We start from the raw sequence: 17,815 nt of genomic DNA, 5'->3' as shown, positions 1-17,815 counted from the left end.
CGCGGTGCGTCAAGCCTGCGTAACCCTTGGATCAACAAGCCTTGAGGATGCGCGCCATGGAATGGAGAGGCCGCCGCGGCAGCGGCAACATCGAGGACCGGCGCGGCATGGGCACCGCCAGCGCAGGCGGCCTGGGGCTGATCGGCACGCTCGTGGTGCTGGCGGTCGGCCTGTTCTTCGGGGTGGACATCTCGCCCCTTGTCGGGGGAATGCAGGGCGAAAGCCGCCCAGGCGCCGAGCGGCAACTGACCGCCGAGGAAGGCGAGATCGGGCAGTTCGTCTCGGTCGTGCTGGCCGATACCGAGGAGATCTGGGGCGACGTCCTGCCCGGCCAGACCGGGCTGGATTACCGCGACCCGACGCTGGTGATGTTCTCCGGCACGGTGCAGTCGGCCTGCGGCGGCGCGTCCTCGGCGATGGGGCCGTTCTACTGCCCCGGCGACCAGCGCGTCTATCTGGACACCGACTTCTTCCGGGTCATGCAGCGGCAGATGGGCGCAGGGGGCGATTTCGCCTATGCCTATGTGATCGCGCATGAGATCGGCCACCACGTCCAGAACCTGATCGGCGTGTTGCCGCGCGTGAACAGCCTGCGCGCGCGGGTGGGGCAGGCGGATGCGAACCAGTTGTCGGTGCTGACGGAACTGCAGGCCGACTGCTTTGCGGGCATCTGGGCGCGTCACGCGGGCGAGCGTTTCGGCAGCGTCCAGCGCGGTGACATCGACGAGGCGGTGAACGCCGCCCGCGCCGTGGGCGATGACATCCTGATGGAAAAGGCGGGCCGCGCGCCCATGCCCGACAGCTTCACCCATGGCTCGGCGGCCGAGCGCAGCGGGTGGCTGATCCGGGGCATGGAGTCGGGCGAGATGGCCGACTGCAACACCTTCGCCGAGGCCGGGCTTTGACGAGGTGCCTCGTGGTCGGAACCACAGGCATGATCCGCAAGGATAAACCGGGTATAACCTCCGCCTTCTGAAAGGGGTCTATATACTTAGCTAGCCAGAATGACGGCTAGAACGGTTCAAGTGGACACCAGATTCAGTGAGCCGTAAGGTGAATCGAAAGGTGACGGCTACTACCTTCTCACGCGTCTCTAGTCCTCCAAGACCTTAGCGAGACGGATAAGAACGACAGTGAGCAATAACATGCTCCCATCGTCCAAACCGAAACCGGAGATATGAGCACACACTCACCGGTTTCGGCCACGCGCAAGTGACCATAGCCACCTCTTTAGCGGATCGCCAGGAACGAGCCTGACACTCCGGGATCGCACCGCGCGCCCCCGCCCGTATCAGGGGTTGCGGTGCTGAGAGGTAGTAGTAGCCGTCCGCTGCAGATTACTCGGTGACGCAGCCGAGAGTCGAGTCCTTCTCGTTCTCGTTCCGCCCCTTCTCAATCGTCGGAAAGGAGCAGTTGCAACTGAGTCCCTTTCTTCGGAAAGGCTCGATCCAGTAGTGACTTGAATTGCTCCCAAGTGGCTGAAGCGCGCATTAGACCAATAACGGCGTGTAGGTGCTGTGCAAGTGCGGGGTGGCCGATATCGTCCGTCAGAAACTGATGGTGCTTACGGGCCCGGCCGCCTTCCTCGTGCGTAGGATTGAGTCGTTGAAGTTCTTCAAGGATGCCGGGTGCGAGTCTTTCGTAGACGATATCGTTGGTGTAGCGCCCGACTACGCCTGGACGTGCTACTGACATAGCATTCCAACTCCAGCCTCGGAGCCGGAATATCTCGCGATAGAAAGCATCAGGAAATCGCTTTGCCCAAGCTGCGAACTCTTTTTGTAGATACTTGTCGAGGATGGCCTGAAGTGCGTCCCGGTCCCGGGTGTCCTGATAGCCGGTTGCTTCATCAATCAGCGCGATGACGCCCAAGTTGGCCAAGCCGCGCATGACGATCTCGGCCGCTTGGGCCCTGTCTGCCTGCTGCTCGTTCAGCACGCCATCTTGGCGCGCTTGTAGCCAGATGTTGCATATCTCAGGCAGCGCCTCGGCCTGATAACCGATCACTTCACTGTCGCCAGAGATGTAGCTTATGGGCTTCAGGGGCCCATCCATCAAATCCTTGGAAACATAGTTAGAAAGGCTCTTTGAGGCCAGAAAAACAGGCACATGGGCCCCGGCCTCCGCCGCTGCGGTCTTGAGGCGCTTGGCTGCCCCGCTCCTGCCCCCTAGGTGTTCAGTCCCGGCATCTGGTGGATCGGGTTGAGGATGAATCTGTCCGGCTCTGAGGTCCAGACCTTGCAGATGTATTCGTAGGGGGTGAGCCCCTTCAGCGTCTTGAGCCGACGCGCAAAGTTGTAGGCAGCCATGAAGTCGGCCAAGTGCGCGCGCAGCTGGTCGTGATCGTCGTAGTGGAAGCGCTTGACGGTCGCTTCCTTGATCGTGCGGTTCATCCGCTCGACCTGACCATTGGTCCAGGGATGGTTCGGCTTTGTCAGCCTGTGCTCGATCCCGTTGGCCTCGCAGATCATGTCGAAGCGCATCTGCCGCGACCAGGCGGTGTTCCGGTTGCGCGGCTGGTCGGCGAATTGGATGCCGTTATCGGTCAGGATTGTATGAATGCGGTAGGGCACGACTGTCAGAAGGTGTTCTAGGAACTCCCACGCCGTCTTCCTATCTGCCTTGTCGACAAGCTGGGTGACCGCGAACTTGCTGGTTCGGTCGATGCCGACAAAGAGATAGAGCTTGCCCTCACCCGTCTGGAGTTCGGCGATGTCGATGTGAAAGAACCCGATCGGATAGCGCTTGAAGCGCTGTCGCTTCGGCTTGTCGCCCTCCACATCAGGCAGACGCGAGATGCCGTGCCGTTGAAGGCACCGGTGCAATGCCGACCGTGTCAGGTGCGGGATCGAGGGCTGTAGAGCGTAGAGGCAATCGTCCAGCGGCAGGAGCGTGTGACGCCGGAACGCGACGATCACCGCTTCCTCGGCCTCGGTCAGGACCGTCGAGCGCGGCTCCTTCGGTCCCGTCTTCAGGTCCTCGACCGTCGTCCGCTTGCGCCACTTCGCCACCGTCTTGGGGTTGATCCCCAGTTCCCGGCTCAGCGTCGCGAGCGAAGCTTGCGATCGTTGTATTGCAGCTCGGACGGCGTGCGTGGTCGTGGCGCTTCCGTGACGAACCTGGCCCATAGTGCCTCCTTCCATTCATGAGAAAGGATCACACCATCAAACCATGGGATCAAACACCTAGGGCGTTGGCGATGCCGTTTTCGGACAGAATACGAGTTCCGTCCCGCAAGACGGCGCAAGGGATGCTCACGGGCCCTATCTGGAGGGTTCCTCTGTGGGTTGCCTCGTTTGGAGGTCCTGCGTCACTATCAGCATTGCTGCTAGCCACGCTCTGCTTCCTTCGGGCCCTAGGCGCGATGGCGGAAACAACCTCGTCAAAGCTGGCATCAATCGGCTCGATTGCGCTCTTTTCATCAGGCATGGATTAGTCCTCTGTAGGTAAGGCGCTCGCCAGCCATGCGGGCGATGGTCATGTTAATGAAGTCCATCGTTCCGATCTTGGCAGTATTGTGCCGGAAGGAGAACTCTTTCACATAGCGGTGCAGGTGCTTGGTGCTCATATAATGATAGACGCCAATGTAACCCCGCTTGAGGAGGGCCCAGAAGCTCTCGATACCGTTGGTATGGGCCATGTCGCGGATATACTCGCCAGCCGAGTGATTGATGCGGATGTGCTGGAAGCCCGCAGCCTCAAGGCCGATGTAGCCGCCATGAGTATCCGTTACGATGGTTGCGCCGGTCTTGCAGTGTTCGCGCACAAACCGCTCAAGGGTAGCAGCCTTCGTGTTCTCGACAACGACAGCCCGGACCTCGCCGAATGCGGAGCGGATGCCAACCACTGCGGTTTTCCCGACTGTGCCGCGCCCGGCGTTCAGCTTCTTGCTGGAATGCTTGTTTTTCTCACGGCCGCCAACGTAGGTTTCGTCAACCTGCATCTGATCGCCGTCCATGTAATCTCCGCGATCCTTTAGCCAAGTTTCCCGAATGCGCTGCGCGAGGAACCACGCCGTCTTCTGGGTAACACCCAACTCTCGGGCCATCTGTGTGCTTGGGATGCCCTTGCGCGCGCTGGTCAGCATGTAGATCGCCAGCAGCCACTTCTGGAGCGGCAGGCGGCTTTCGGCCAAGACCGTGCCGGTGCGAACGCTGAAATGCTTCCGGCAATTCTTGCAGCGGTAAGGCATCGGCTTGTGGCCCTTGACCTCTGTCACGTTGACAGAACCACAGTGGCCGCAGACCGGCTCTTTACTCCACCGCTGCGCCTCGAAATGCTTTCGAGCGGCTTCCTCGTCAGGAAACTTCTGGAAGAACTGGAATGTCGAGAGCGTCTCGGGGTTCGTCATGGCACGGGCTCCTTCTGGAACCTTTATAATCTAGCTAGCCACGACCGCCAAGCGAAATTTGGCTAGTTATCTATATAGTCCCCTTCTGAAACATACCGGCTTGGTACCCATGGCGCTGCAAGTCCTCCATCGCAGATGGCCATGGTGTCAGGTCACGATACTGTTGGGGGCACCTGCGCCGGTGGTTCACCCTTGTCCGCAGGTTCCAGCGGACAAGTTGAGGCGAATGGCCTGCGCCCTTGCCATCGAGACTGCTCTGCCCGGCAGGGCTCAGACCGTATCCAGATACAGTTCGATCGTCTCTGCGTCCGACAGTTCGGCCATGTAATGCAGTTCCTGCCGCTTGGTCATCAGCAGGTTGTCGATCAGGTGCTGCGAGAAGATGCGCTTGATGTCCGGGCACCTGCCGAAGCGGTCGATGGCCGCGGCCCATGACCCCGGCAACTGCTCAAGGTCATGGTCATAGGCGTTGCCGGTGATGGGGGGCGGACAGTCCAGCCGGTCCTCGATCCCGTTCAGCGCGGCCCCGAGGATGGCCGCCACGGTCAGATAGGGGTTCACGTCGCCGCCGGGCGTCCGATGCTCGATCCGCCGCGCCCTTGGGTGGGAGGAAGGGATGCGGATGGCCGAGGTCCGGTTCTCATAAGCCCAGCCGATGCCGGTGGGTGCATGGGCGTTCGGCACCAGCCGGTCGTAGCTGTTCTCATGCGGCGCGAACAGCAGCGTGGACCCCGGCATCGCCCTCAGGCAGCCCGCGACGGCATGGCGCAGCATGGCCGAACCGGCCTCCGTTCCGTCGTCGAAGATGTTGTTCCCCTCGGCATCGAGGACCGAGAAATGCATGTGCATCCCGTTGCCGTTGAAAAGCTCGTAAGGCTTGGCCATGAAGGAACCCGCAAAGCCGAAGCGGCGAGCGATTCCCTTGACCAGCATCTTGAACAGCCAGGCATCGTCCGCCGCCTTCAGCGGGTCGGGCTGGTGCATCAGGTTGATCTCGAACTGTCCCGGCGCCGCCTCGGAAATCGCGGTGTCGGCGGGAATGTCCATCGCCTCGCAACTGTCGTAAAGCTGGGTGAAGAAGCGGTCGAAGGCGTCCAGCGCCCGCAGCGACAGGGTTTCCGCACCCGTCCGCCGCTTGCCGGACCGTGGCGAGGGCGGCACCTGCAACTCGCCGAACTTGCTGTCGTCGATCAGGAAGAACTCAAGCTCGGTCGCGACCACAGGCGTCAGCCCCGCGGCCTTGTAGCGGTCCGCGACGCGGGCGAGCGCCTGCCGCGGGCAGCCGTCATAGGGCCGCCCGTCCGGGTGGAACATCCACAAGGGCAGCAGCCCCGTGGGCGCGTCCAGCCAAGGCATCGGCATGAAGCCGCGTTCCGTCGGCATCAGCAGCCCGTCCGGATCGCCCGCCTGGAAGACCAGGGGGCTGTCCTCGACGTCCTCGCCCCAGATGTCCATGTTCAGGACGGAATAGGGGAACTTGGTGCCTTCGGTCAGCAGCTTGTCGGCAAAGCGCGCGGGCACCCGCTTGCCGCGGGCAACGCCGTTCAGATCGGATGCCGCCACGCGGATCGTCTTGACCTCCGGATGATCCCTCAGCCAGTCCATGATATCACCTGATAAGTTTCGGCCGATAGCGCAGCCGCTTGGCCGCGCCCGGCAGATGGCGATTCAGCCGCCGGTTGACGACCCCAAAAAGCCCGATCAGGCACAGGGTCAGGAGGATGAAATAGCCCGCCACGATGGGATAGGCCACAAAGGGGTTGAAGGTCTTGTCGGCGAAATAGCTGGCGTAATACAGGCTGTCGCCTTTCTGCTGGATCGCCGGGAAGGCCGAGAAGAAGACCAGCGTCGTGGCATGGAAGAGGAAGATCGCCTCGTTGGTGTAGGAGGGCCACGCCAGCCGCATCATCGTGGGCCAGACGATGCGGCGGAACCGCTTCCAGCCAGTCAGACCATAGGCGTCTGCAGCCTCGAGGTCGCCCTTGGGGACGTTGCGCAGGGCGCCGTGGAAGATCTGGGCCGAATAGGCGGCGGTGTTCAGCGTCAGGACGATCAGCGCCCCCGCCCAGGCGCGGGTCAGCCAGCCTGTCGGCAGCGTCAGGCCCAGGAAGGACAGCCCGTCGCGCGGCAGCAGCACCAGCGCCGAATAGGCCAGGAAGAACTGGATGAACAGCGGACTGCCGCGGAAGACGAAGATGAAGCCCTCGGCAGGCTTCCGTAGCCAAGGGTTCGGGCTGGCTTTGGCCAGCGCCAGCGCATTCGCCAGCACGAAGCCGAAGCCGAGCGACAGGATGGCGAAGTAAAGGTTCCAGATCAGCCCCGAGCCGATCAGCGTGAACTGCTGGCAGAGCGTGAAGTCGCTGCGCGGGAGCAGCCGTTCCCCGATCCCGATGGACCGCAGCCCGTAGTCGGAGATGGTCTGCAGGCACTGGTTCATGCGGGGGCCTTCCGCATCGCCTCACCCGCCATGGTGGCCTGCCCCCGCGACAGGCGCGACGCCAGCCGGTCGATCAGGCGCTGGGAAATCCAGGTCATGCCAAGGTAGAAGACCAGCAGCGCCAGGAAATACCACACCCTCCAGTCGCCATGCGGATAGGCGAAGGTCGTGGTCTTGGTCCCGCCGAGTTCCCGCGCCCAGTAGACGATGTCCTCGACCCCCAGCAGGAACAGCAGCGGCGTGGCCTTGATGAGGATCATCCACAGGTTCGACAGGCCCGGCAGAGCATAGGTCCACATCTGCGGGATCAGGATGCGCCGGTTGATCTGGCGCGGGGACATGCCGTAAGCCTCTGCCGTTTCAAGCTGGGTCTGCGGCACGGCCTTCATGGCGCCGTAAAGCACGTTCGCCGCGAAGGCGCCGAAGACGAAGGCGAAGGCCGCGATGGCCAGCGCGATGCCGTAAAGGTCATGCACCCATTCGGCGCTGGTGGACAGCGGCATCTTGGCGGCGGGGCAGACGACGAACTCGTTGCCCTGCCGCACCGGCACCGAGGGATCGCAGAGAAAACGCGAGCGCAGCCACTCGATCCCCTGATCCAGCGCGATGGGGACGAAGAGGAAGAACACCACGTCCGGCACGCCGCGCACGATGGCCGCATAGGTCTGCCCGATCCAGCGCAGAGGCGCTGCGTGGGATCGTGCGGCCAGCGCGCCGAGGAACCCCAGCAGCAGCGCCAGCGGCGTGGTCACGGCCAGCAGCCCCAGCACCGTTCCGAAGGACGCATAGAACAGCATGTGCGTCCCCGAGGTGAGGTAGCACAGCATCCAGGCGAGCCCTTCGAGGGCCTTCGGGTCGGCGCAGATGGCGAACATGGCGGGTGCAGGCCGCCGTCCGGATCAGGACGGCGGTCCCATCAGCGGGTCAGTTCGACGCAGCGGCGGGCGCCGCGTCCGTGGCGGCACCCTCAGCTGCGATGCCGGCGAAGGTCTTGGCCTCGGCGCCCAGCCACTTGACGATCAGCGCGTCCAGCGAGCCGTCGGCCTTCATGTCCGCGATGGCCTTGTCGAAGCGGGCCTTCAGCTCGGTGTCCGACTGGCGCATCCCGATGCCCAGGCCCTCGCCCACGACGACGCGGTCCTTGCCCTCGATCCACACGAGATCGTCCGAGTCGCGCTCGAAAGGCACAAGGAAGTCGCGGTCGGCGAAGACGGCGTCGGCCTCGCCGTTGCGGACGGCGGCAATGGCTTCCTCGCCGGTGGCGAACTCGACCAGCGTGGCACCGGATTCGGCCACATAGCCCGCCTGGATGGTGTTGGTCTGCGCGGCCACGATGCCGGTCACGTCAACGTCGGGCGTCAGAGCCAGATAGGCCGAGGGCGGCGGTGGGGTGTAGGCGTCGGAAAAGGCGATGGACTGGCGGCGTTCGTCGGTGATGTTCATTCCCGCCATGATCGTGTCGTAGTTGCCGCTGACGAGGTTCGGAATGATCGAGTCCCAGTCATTGCGGACCCAGGTGCATTCGGCGCCGATACGCTTGCACAATTCATTGCCCAGCTCGATCTCGAAGCCGTCCACCTGGCCGTTTTCATTGACGAAGTTGTAGGGAGGATAGGCGCCTTCGGTGCCCATCCGCAGCGGCTCGGCGAGGGTCGCGCCCGCGCTCAGGGCCAGCACGGCGGCGGCGATCAGCAGGTTCTTCATGGCAGTCTCCCGTTGGTGCTCAGGCGCTTGCGGTGGCGCTGAGGAATTGGCGCAGCCGGTCCGTCCGGGCTGCGCGGAAAATCTGGTCGGGCGGGCCTTCCTCCTCGATCCGGCCCTGGTGCAGGAACACGACATGGTCGCTGACATCGGCGGCCAGCCGCATGTCATGGGTCACGAGGATCATCGTCCGATGCTCACCCGCAAGATCCTTGATCACCCTGACGACCTCCTGCTGCAATTCGGGGTCGAGCGCGCTGGTCGGCTCGTCGAACAGCAGGGCGCGGGGTTCCATGCACAAGGCGCGGGCGATGGCGGCGCGCTGCTGCTGGCCCCCTGACAACTGGGCGGGCCAGGCGTCGGCCTTGTCGCCGATGCCGACCTTGTCCAGCAGCTTGCGCGCCCGCGCCTCGACTTGTGCTGCAGGCTGGCCCAGCGCGGTCAGCGGCGCCTCCATCACGTTCTGCAGGATGGTCATGTGGGACCACAGGTTGAACTGCTGGAACACCATCGACAGGTTCGTCCGCAGCCGCCGCACCTGCGCCCGGTCGGCGGGCTGGCGGTCGGGGCCGGCGCCGGTCCAGCGGACCGGCTCGCCCTCGATCACCACCTCGCCCGCCTGGCTGATTTCCAGCAGGTTGCAGCAGCGCAGCAGCGTGGATTTCCCGGACCCGGAGGAGCCGATCAGCGTCACCACATGGCCGCGCGGCGCGGTCATGTCCACGCCCTTCAGCACCTGCAGCGAGCCATAGGACTTGTGCAGCCCGCGGATCTGGATGACCGGGGCAGCCGCCGCCAGGGCAGCATGTCCCGGCGGGCCGGGCTGTGGGGCGGAGAGATCGGCAGTCATGATCCGTGCATCTGGCGCAAATCGGCAACGGATTGCAACGATGTCGTCAAGGGCGGGCTGGCCTCAGCGGGCAGACTGCGTCACTTTCTGCCGCATCCTTGCGCTTTCGACATCCGTCACGCCCAGAAGGCTTGCGGCAAGCCTGATCGCCGCGTCCTCGTCGGCCGAACGCTTCCCGTCGGAGAGCGCGATTTCCCACATGTCGCCGATGACCTCGGCCCGCTCGTCCAGCGGGATGCGGTCCTTGATGGCGCGGGTGAAGCGGACGGTGTCGGGCGCCTCGGCCTCGACCATCTCGGCCGCGGCGCGGCGGTCGGCGGCATCGGCCTCGGACAACCCGCGGCGGCGTGCCAGCAGGGCATCGATATGCCTGCGCTCATCCTTGCCGTAATGATTGTCGGCGCGGGCGATGCGCACCAGAAGCGCTGCGATCGCGACCTCCGCATCATCATGCGAAAGAGTGGCGTCGGGCGGGGTTTCTCCCAACAGGCGAGGCAGAAGGCTACGGAACATGGGGGGATTATCAGGTCCGGTTCCATCCGGCGCAAGTTAAATAAGATCAGTCGCTTTTGTCAGAGATCTTCGGCTCGTCATGCCCCTCGACGATGATCAGGTCTGCGGTGCTGACAGGTTGCCGCAATGCCAAGGCCGCTTGGTATTCCGGGCTGCGGTAGCAATCCTGCGCGGCCTTCATCGAGGGAAACTCGATCACCACCGCGCGTGGGCGGACGGCGCCCTCCATCACCGTCTGCGGGCCGCCGCGAACGAGGAAGCGCCCGCCGTATTTTGCGAAGGCCGCCGCGTTCGCCTGTCGATAGGCCTGATAGGCGTCAAGGTCGTCGATGGTCACATGGGCGATCCAGTAAGCCTTGGCCATGGTTTTCAGTACCGTTCGGGGACGTAAAGATCGCGCGGCAGGACCTCGCGCTCATAGTCCGGGTTGAAGACGCGGTCGGGCAGGGTGATCGTCTCCTGCTCGACCTCGGTATAGGGGATGAGACTCAGCAGGTGGCTGATGCAGTTCAGCCGCGCCCGCTTCTTGTCGTTGCCGGGGACGATGTACCAGGGCGCCTCGGGGATCGAGGTGCGCTCGAACATGTCCTCCTTGGCCTTGGTATAGGCCTCCCACCGGATGCGGGACTGCAGGTCCATGGGCGACAGCTTCCACTGCTTCAGCGGGTCGTGGATGCGCATGAGGAAGCGCATCTGCTGTTCAACGTCAGTGATCGAGAACCAGTATTTCACCAGCCGGATGCCCGAGCGGACCAGCATCCGCTCGAACTCGGGGACGTCGTCGAAGAACTGCTCGACCTCGGGTTCGGTGGCGAAGCCCATCACCCGCTCGACGCCTGCGCGGTTGTACCAGCTGCGGTCGAACAGCACGATCTCGCCGCCGGCGGGCAGGTGGGGGACGTAGCGCTGGAAATACCACTGGGTCTTTTCGCGGTCCGAGGGCGCGGGCAGGGCCACGGTGCGGACCACGCGGGGGTTCAGGCGCTGGGTGATGCGCTTGATGACTCCGCCCTTGCCGGCGGAATCTCGCCCCTCGAACAGGACGACGACCTTTTCCTTGTGGTGGCTGACCCAGTCCTGCAGCTTGATGAGTTCGGACTGCAGTCGCAGCAGGTCGTGGAAATAGACGCTGCGCGGCAGCGGGCTGGGGTGCATCTCGCGATAGGCAGCGGCGATCTGCAGGGGCAGCATCGCATCCTCAAGATCAAGCTCGAAATCCTCGTCCAGTCCTTCGTCGATGGTGAGCAGGTCGAGGTCAGAGGCCATGATGCGCTTTCCTGTAAGGCGATTCCGGCCCTTGAAGCATGGATCGATGAAGAAATCATGACAGCGAGGTGACAGGACGGCGCTGGCAACTCTCCATCACGTCTCAAAGGAAAAGGCGCCCCAGGGGGACGCCTTTGCCGTTATCTGCATCATTCGGCCGTAAGCAGGGGCGTACGATCCTTGCCGAGCCGGGGCGTGGACGGCCCCTCTATGTCGAAGACGGGCTTGTCGTCCTCGATGCGGACCTTGACGATCCCGCCTTTCATCAGCCGGCCGAACAGTAGCTCCTCGGCCAGAGGCTTCTTGATCGTCTCCTGGATCACACGGGCCAGCGGGCGCGCGCCCATCCGGTCGTCATAGCCTTTCTCGGCCAGCCAGTTCGCGGCTTCGGAGGTCAGCTCGATATGGACGTTGCGGTCCATGAGCTGCGCTTCCAGTTGCAGGATGAACTTCTCGACTACCTGCACGATCACCTCGCGCGGCAGCGGCGCGAAGGAGATCACCGCGTCAAGCCGGTTGCGGAACTCGGGCGTGAAGGTGCGCTCGATCGCTTCCTTGTCCTCGCCCTCGCGCCGGTCGCGGCCGAAGCCGATGGCCGCACGGGCCTGGTCGGCCGCGCCCGCGTTGGTGGTCATGATCAGGATCACGTTGCGGTAATCGACCTGCCGGCCGTTGTGGTCGGTCAGCTTGCCGTGGTCCATGACCTGCAGCAGGATGTTGTAGACATCCGGGTGCGCCTTCTCGATCTCGTCGAGCAACAGCACGCAATGCGGATGCTGGTCCACGCCGTCGGTCAGCAGCCCGCCCTGGTCAAAGCCTACATAGCCGGGGGGCGCGCCGATCAGGCGGGAAACCGCGTGCTTCTCCATGTATTCCGACATGTCGAAGCGCAGCAGTTCCACCCCAAGCGTGTTCGCCAACTGCTTGGCGACCTCGGTCTTGCCGACGCCGGTCGGACCCGCGAACAGGTAGTTGCCGATGGGCTTTTCCGGCTCGCGCAGGCCCGCACGGGCCAGCTTGATCGACGACGCCAGCGCCTCGATGGCGTTGTCCTGCCCGAAGACCAGCCGCTTGAGCGTCTTTTCAAGGTCGCGCAGCACCTCGGCGTCGTCCTTGCTGACGCTTTTCGGGGGGATGCGGGCGATCTTGGCGACGACGGCCTCGATCTCCTTGGGCGAGATCACCTTCTTCCGGCGGCTTTCGGCCACGACATGCTGGGCCGCCCCTGCCTCGTCGATCACGTCGATGGCCGAGTCGGGCAGCTTGCGGTCGTTGATGTAGCGCGAGGCGAGTTCCACCGCGGTCTTGATCGCCTCGGACGTATAGCGCAGCTCGTGGTGCTTCTCGAAGCTGGGCTTGAGGCCCATCAGGATCTTGATCGTGTCGGGCACCGAGGGCTCGTTCACGTCGATCTTCTGGAAGCGGCGGGACAGCGCGCGGTCCTTCTCGAAGTGCTGGCGGAACTCCTTGTAGGTCGTGGACCCCATGCAGCGCAGCTTGCCGCCCGACAGCGCAGGCTTGAGCAGGTTCGAGGCGTCCATCGCGCCGCCCGAGGTCGCGCCCGCGCCGATCACCGTATGGATCTCGTCGATGAACAGGATCGCGTCGGGATGCTCCTCAAGCTCCTTCACGACGGCCTTCAGGCGTTCCTCGAAGTCGCCGCGATAGCGGGTGCCCGCCAGCAGCGAGCCCATGTCGAGCGAGAAGATCGTGGCGCCCGCCAGCACGTCCGGCGTCTCGCCCCGCGTGATCTTCAGCGCCAGCCCTTCGGCGATGGCGGTCTTGCCCACACCCGGATCGCCCACCAGCAGCGGGTTGTTCTTGCGGCGGCGGCACAGGACCTGGATGCAGCGCTCGACCTCGTCGGCGCGGCCGATCAGAGGGTCCACGTCGCCCTTCGAGGCTTTGACGTTCAGATCGACGCAATACTTGGCCAAGGCGGAATCCTCCTTGCCCTGCCGTTCCTCGGTCTGTGCCTGCTCGGCCTCGGCGCCCTTGACCGAGCGCGATTCCGAGAAGGACGGGTTCTTCGCCACCCCATGCGCGATGAAGTTCACCGCGTCATAGCGGGTCATGTCGAGTTCCTGCAGGAAGAACGCGGCATTGGATTCCCGTTCGGCGAAGATCGCGACCAGCACGTTGGCGCCCGTGACTTCGCTGCGGCCCGAGCTTTGGACGTGGATGGCGGCGCGCTGGATGACGCGCTGGAAGGCGGCGGTCGGCACCGCCTCGGACCCGTCCACGTCGGTGATCAGCGTCGAAAGGTCATCGTCGATGAAATCGGTCAGCAGCCGGCGCAATTCGTCCAGATCGACGTTGCAGGCGCGCATGACGCGCACCGCATCGGGTTCTTCGGTCAGGGCCAGCAGCAGGTGTTCAAGCGTGGCAAGTTCATGGCGGTGGCGGTTGGCCAGCGACAAGGCGGAATGGATCGCCTGTTCCAGGGTGGTCGAGAAGGACGGCACGGCACTGCTCCTGTCAGTCGACTGGCGGTCTGGGGCCGATACACGGTCCCACCTGACCAGACTGTCACGATACGATTAAGAATCGGTGCATTTCGGCGCGATGCAAGGGGTACTTTGGATACGCCCGGCCGAAGATGCGGCGGCTGAGGCAGATGTGATCACGCGGTCCCCGTGTTTCAAGTTCCGCCTAGCCTCGGAACGAGTCCTTTGCCGCGCGCAGGCGGGCAAAGCTTTCCAGGGGCGACTCTCCCGCACGGGCCAGTTCGGCGGCGCGCAGGAAGGGGTTGGTGGCCTTTTCCTCGGCCAGCGTGGCGGGAGAGGCCGGGCGCTTCCCCGCCAGCGTGGCATCCAGCCGGTCCTTCAGCGCCCTGTTGTCGGGGTCCACCGACAGGGCGAAGGCGCCGTTGCCGCGGGCATAGTCGTGGCCCGAGCAGACCAGCGTCTCGTCCGGCAGCTCCGCCAGCTTCGACAGCGAGGCCCACATCTGCGCGGCTGTCCCCTCGAACAGCCGGCCGCAGCCCATCGCCATCAGGCTGTCTGCGGTGAAGACCATTCCCGCGTCGGGCAGATGGAAGGCGACATGGCCGACCGTATGGCCCGGCACGTCGATCACATGGACCGGCTGGCCGCAGGCCTCGATCCAGTCGCCGGTCTCAAGCGCCCGGTCCAGCGGCGGCAGGCGGCCCGTATCCGCGGCGTTGCCCCAGACCTGCGCGCCGGTCGCGGCCACGATTTCGGGCACCGCCTGAATGTGATCGTCATGATGGTGGGTCAGCAGGACCGCGTCGAGGCCCCAGCCTCGGCGGTCGAGTTCCGAAAGGATCGGCCCCGCCTCGGGCGCATCGACCAGCAGGGTGCAGCCCAGGTCGTGGACAAGATAGGCATAGTTGTCGCTCAGGCAGTGGATCGTCACCAGTTCGGCCATGATGTCCTCCTCGTGTCGGGGCCACGATAGGCACGGGTTCCGGCATTGGCAAACCGGCGGGCGGCTTGACGCCGCCGCAAGGGCAGGGCCCTGATATGGCCCATGCATCACGACGTCGTCGATCTGCGCGCCTTCTATTACCAGCGGGCGCTGGGCCGGGTGGTCCAGCGCATCCTGCGCGACCGGCTGACCGCCATGTGGCCGCCCGAGCGCGCCACTGGAATGACCGTCGCGGGCTATGGCTTTGCCGCGCCGTTGCTGCGGCCCTACCTGCCGCGGGCGCGGCGGGTGATCGGGCTCATGCCGGCCCGGCAAGGGGTGATGCCCTGGCCGGCGGGGGCGCCGAACCACTCGGTCCTGTGCGAGGAAACCGCCTGGCCGCTGGACACCGGCAGCATCGACCGGCTGATCCTTCTGCACGGGCTTGAGACGGCGGATCATGCCGATGCGCTGCTGGCCGAATGCTGGCGCATCCTTGGCCCGGGCGGGCGGCTGATCGTCATGGTGCCGAACCGCGCGGGGCTATGGGCGCAAAGCGAGGGGACTCCCTTCGGGATCGGCCGCAGCTACACGCGCGGCCAGTTGGAGGGTCAGGCCCGCGCCGCGGGCTTCGTCTCCGAGGTGACGGGAGCTGCGCTGTACATCCCCCCCTCGGACCGCCGCTTCTGGCTGAAAAGCGCGCAGATGTGGGAACGGGCAGGAAGCCGCATCGCCTCGGTCCTTATCGCAGGGGTGGTGATCGCCGAATTCGCCAAGCAGGTGCCCGCGATGATCGGCCCGGCGCAGCGGCTGCTGGTGCCGGGGCCGCTCGACCTGCTGGACGGCATCCGCAGGCCGCGTCCCTCGGCCCGGCCCGCGCCGCATCCCTCGGGCGGGCAGGGCAGGAGCGGCGGCGAGGGGGCGAAAGCTGACGATTCGCGGGTTCTGCGTCCGCGCGGGAACTCGGGGCAGGCTTCTGCGCTTGAGGCGGCCGGGAGCCCCTGTCCGGGCGGCCCGTCGTGTCGCGCGGACCTCTCGCCGGGCGACTGCAGCATTTTTACACGGCAGGAACGGTTGCGTGTGACGGGCGAGTGCTGCTAGAGACGCGCCAGATTCAGGGGCGCGCCGTCCACAGGTCCGTCCTGCCTTGACCGCACCCCGCGCCCGACCGCCCGCAAGGCGGCCCGACCGCGGGGTTTCGCGCAAACCAAAGGGGTGTCCGTGGCCAATACCGCTTCGATTTCCGCAAACATCGCCGGGCGTTATGCGCAAGCCGTGTTCGACCTGGTCAAGGAGGAAGGCGGCGGCGACCGTCTTTCCTCCGAGGTCGAGAGCCTGCGCACGGCGCTGGACGGCAGCGCCGACCTGCGGACCCTGATCGGCTCGCCGCTGTATTCGCGCGAGGAACAGGAATCGGCCATCACCGCCATTGCGGAACGCATGGGCCTGTCGCAGATCCTGATCAACACCCTGCGGCTGATGGCGCAGAACCGCCGCCTGTTCACCCTGCCACAACTGATCGAGCGCCTGGGCGACCTGATCGCCAAGGAACGCGGCGAGGTCACGGCCGATGTCGTCAGCGCAGCCCCGCTGTCCGACGAACAGCAGCGCCGCCTGACCGAGACCTTGGCGCAGAAATCCGGCAAGACCGTGAAACTGAACACCCGCGTCGATGAGGGTCTCATCGGCGGAATGATCGTCAAGCTGGGCTCGCAGATGATCGACAGCTCGATCCGCTCGAAGCTCGCTTCTCTCCAGAATGTCATGAAAGAGGTCGGATAATGGGAATCCAGGCTGCCGAGATTTCGGCGATCCTCAAGGATCAGATCAAGAATTTCGGTCAGGACGCCGAGGTGGCCGAGGTAGGCCAGGTGCTGTCGGTCGGCGACGGTATCGCCCGCGTTCACGGCCTGGACAAGGTGCAGGCCGGTGAGATGGTCGAATTCCCCGGTGGCATCCGGGGCATGGTGCTGAACCTTGAAACCGACAACGTCGGCATCGTGATCTTCGGCGACGACCGTTCGATCAAGGAAGGCGACACCGTCAAGCGCACGCGGTCCATCGTGGACGTGCCGGTGGGCCGCGCCCTGCTGGGCCGCGTCGTGGACGCGCTGGGCAACCCGATCGACGGCAAGGGCCCGATCGAGACGACCGAGCGCCGCGTGGCCGACGTGAAGGCCCCCGGCATCATGCCGCGCAAGTCGGTGCACGAGCCGATGGCAACCGGCCTCAAGTCCGTGGACGCCATGATCCCGGTCGGCCGCGGCCAGCGCGAACTGATCATCGGCGACCGCCAGACCGGCAAGTCGGCGATCGCGATGGACACGATCCTGAACCAGAAGAACTACAACGGCCGTGAAAACGACGGCATGAAGACGCTGCACTGCTTCTATGTGGCCATCGGCCAGAAGCGGTCCACCGTCGCCCAGCTGGTCAAGAAGCTGGAAGAAACCGGCGCGATGGCCTACACCACCGTCATCGCCGCGACCGCGTCGGAACCCGCGCCGATGCAGTATCTGGCGCCCTATTCCGCGACCGCCATGGCGGAATATTTCCGCGACAACGGCATGGACGCGCTGATCATCTATGACGACCTCAGCAAGCAGGCCGTGGCCTATCGCCAGATGTCGCTGCTGCTGCGCCGTCCGCCGGGGCGCGAGGCCTATCCGGGCGACGTGTTCTACCTGCATTCGCGCCTGCTGGAACGTTCGGCCAAGCTGAACGAGGACTTCGGCGCGGGCTCGCTGACGGCGCTGCCGATCATCGAGACGCAGGCGGGCGACGTGTCGGCCTATATCCCGACCAACGTGATCTCGATCACCGACGGCCAGATCTTCCTGGAAACCGACCTGTTCTTCCAAGGCATCCGCCCCGCCGTGAACACCGGCCTGTCGGTGTCGCGCGTGGGTTCTGCCGCCCAGACCAACGCGATGAAGTCGGTCGCCGGTCCGGTCAAGCTGGAACTGGCGCAGTATCGGGAAATGGCGGCCTTCGCGCAGTTCGGCTCGGACCTTGACGCCGCGACCCAGCGGCTTCTGAACCGCGGTGCGCGCCTGACCGAACTGATGAAGCAGCCGCAGTATTCGCCGCTGACCAACGCGGAAATCGTGGCCGTCATCTATGCCGGCACCAAGGGCTACCTGGACAACATCCCGGTGCGCGAGGTCGGGCGTTGGGAAGACGGGCTCATCGCCTTCCTGCGCAACCAGCACGCCGACGTTCTGGACTGGCTGACCCGCGAAGACCCGAAGATCAAAGGCGAGGCGGAGACCCGGCTTAAGACGGTCCTGGACGCCTACGCCAAGACCTACGCCTGAGGAGAGGGGAA

General features: G+C 64.7%; 16 protein-coding genes and 1 pseudogene. 4 read left to right on the top strand and 13 right to left on the bottom strand.

Going from position 1 to position 17,815, the window contains the following annotated elements; translation table 11 throughout:
* Positions 1-56 precede the first annotated feature (56 nt).
* Positions 57-905: a neutral zinc metallopeptidase gene (locus tag JGR78_RS05280; protein ID WP_182805928.1), complete on the top strand. Its 849-nt coding sequence runs from the start codon at positions 57-59 to the stop codon at positions 903-905.
* 487 nt (positions 906-1,392) lie between these two features.
* On the opposite strand, the gene JGR78_RS05275 is transcribed toward JGR78_RS05280, so the two are convergent.
* From JGR78_RS05275 to gloB, 13 genes are all read right to left on the bottom strand, one after another.
* A complete protein-coding gene (locus tag JGR78_RS05275; protein ID WP_234450864.1) occupies positions 1,393-2,055 on the bottom strand; it encodes a P63C domain-containing protein in 663 nt (220 codons plus the stop codon).
* 113 nt (positions 2,056-2,168) lie between these two features.
* Complete coding sequence (locus JGR78_RS05270) at positions 2,169-3,128, bottom strand: IS481 family transposase (RefSeq protein ID WP_182806304.1); 960 nt, start codon at positions 3,126-3,128, stop codon at positions 2,169-2,171.
* Positions 3,129-3,421: 293 nt separating this feature from the next.
* On the bottom strand, positions 3,422-4,351 hold the full coding sequence (locus tag JGR78_RS05265) for an IS1595 family transposase (RefSeq protein ID WP_182806277.1): 930 nt from the start codon (positions 4,349-4,351) through the stop codon (positions 3,422-3,424).
* 270 nt (positions 4,352-4,621) lie between these two features.
* Entirely contained in the window at positions 4,622-5,959 is a 1,338-nt protein-coding gene (locus tag JGR78_RS05260; protein WP_182804415.1) for a glutamine synthetase family protein, read from the bottom strand.
* A 1-nt stretch (position 5,960) separates the two neighbouring features.
* The gene (locus JGR78_RS05255; RefSeq protein WP_182792453.1) at positions 5,961-6,788 is read right to left on the bottom strand and encodes an ABC transporter permease; all 828 of its coding nucleotides are present in this window, start codon (positions 6,786-6,788) and stop codon (positions 5,961-5,963) included.
* Positions 6,785-7,663: an ABC transporter permease subunit gene (locus tag JGR78_RS05250; RefSeq protein ID WP_182792454.1), complete on the bottom strand. Its 879-nt coding sequence runs from the start codon at positions 7,661-7,663 to the stop codon at positions 6,785-6,787. Before JGR78_RS05250 ends, JGR78_RS05255 begins: the two co-directional genes overlap by 4 nt.
* A 49-nt stretch (positions 7,664-7,712) precedes the next feature.
* Positions 7,713-8,492, bottom strand: coding sequence for a transporter substrate-binding domain-containing protein (locus JGR78_RS05245; RefSeq protein WP_182792455.1), 780 nt, complete (start codon positions 8,490-8,492; stop codon positions 7,713-7,715).
* Positions 8,493-8,511: 19 nt separating this feature from the next.
* On the bottom strand, positions 8,512-9,339 hold the full coding sequence (locus JGR78_RS05240) for an ABC transporter ATP-binding protein (RefSeq protein ID WP_182792456.1): 828 nt from the start codon (positions 9,337-9,339) through the stop codon (positions 8,512-8,514).
* Positions 9,340-9,402: 63 nt separating this feature from the next.
* Positions 9,403-9,852, bottom strand: coding sequence for a TerB family tellurite resistance protein (locus JGR78_RS05235; RefSeq protein ID WP_182792457.1), 450 nt, complete (start codon positions 9,850-9,852; stop codon positions 9,403-9,405).
* Between the two features lie 46 nt (positions 9,853-9,898).
* Complete coding sequence (locus JGR78_RS05230) at positions 9,899-10,216, bottom strand: DUF1330 domain-containing protein (RefSeq protein ID WP_182792458.1); 318 nt, start codon at positions 10,214-10,216, stop codon at positions 9,899-9,901.
* Between the two features lie 5 nt (positions 10,217-10,221).
* Complete coding sequence (ppk2, locus tag JGR78_RS05225; RefSeq protein ID WP_182792459.1) at positions 10,222-11,118, bottom strand: polyphosphate kinase 2; 897 nt, start codon at positions 11,116-11,118, stop codon at positions 10,222-10,224.
* Positions 11,119-11,267: 149 nt separating this feature from the next.
* Positions 11,268-13,583 (bottom strand): ATP-dependent Clp protease ATP-binding subunit ClpA, encoded by a 2,316-nt coding sequence (gene clpA, locus JGR78_RS05220; protein ID WP_182792460.1) that lies wholly within the window; start codon positions 13,581-13,583, stop codon positions 11,268-11,270.
* A 187-nt stretch (positions 13,584-13,770) separates the two neighbouring features.
* Positions 13,771-14,511, bottom strand: coding sequence for a hydroxyacylglutathione hydrolase (gene gloB / locus JGR78_RS05215; protein ID WP_182804412.1), 741 nt, complete (start codon positions 14,509-14,511; stop codon positions 13,771-13,773).
* A gap of 99 nt (positions 14,512-14,610) precedes the next feature.
* On the opposite strand from gloB, the pseudogene JGR78_RS05210 reads away from it, so the two are divergent.
* The 3 genes and pseudogenes from JGR78_RS05210 to atpA form a co-directional block, all read left to right on the top strand.
* Positions 14,611-15,366, top strand: a pseudogene (locus tag JGR78_RS05210) (methyltransferase domain-containing protein); the annotation flags it as partial.
* Positions 15,367-15,702: 336 nt separating this feature from the next.
* Entirely contained in the window at positions 15,703-16,269 is a 567-nt protein-coding gene (locus tag JGR78_RS05205) for a F0F1 ATP synthase subunit delta (protein WP_182804402.1), read from the top strand.
* Positions 16,269-17,804 carry a F0F1 ATP synthase subunit alpha gene (atpA, locus tag JGR78_RS05200; protein WP_182792463.1) on the top strand — a complete coding sequence of 512 codons (1,536 nt, stop codon included), beginning with the start codon at positions 16,269-16,271 and terminating at the stop codon, positions 17,802-17,804. The genes JGR78_RS05205 and atpA overlap by 1 nt, the downstream gene beginning before the upstream one ends.
* The last annotated feature ends 11 nt before the right edge of the window (positions 17,805-17,815 follow it).

Origin of the sequence: Paracoccus sp. MC1862, from assembly GCF_016617715.1 — a bacterium.
In the GTDB taxonomy this organism is placed as follows: Bacteria; Pseudomonadota; Alphaproteobacteria; order Rhodobacterales; family Rhodobacteraceae; genus Paracoccus.
This window is presented reverse-complemented; position numbering and strand designations above follow the sequence as displayed.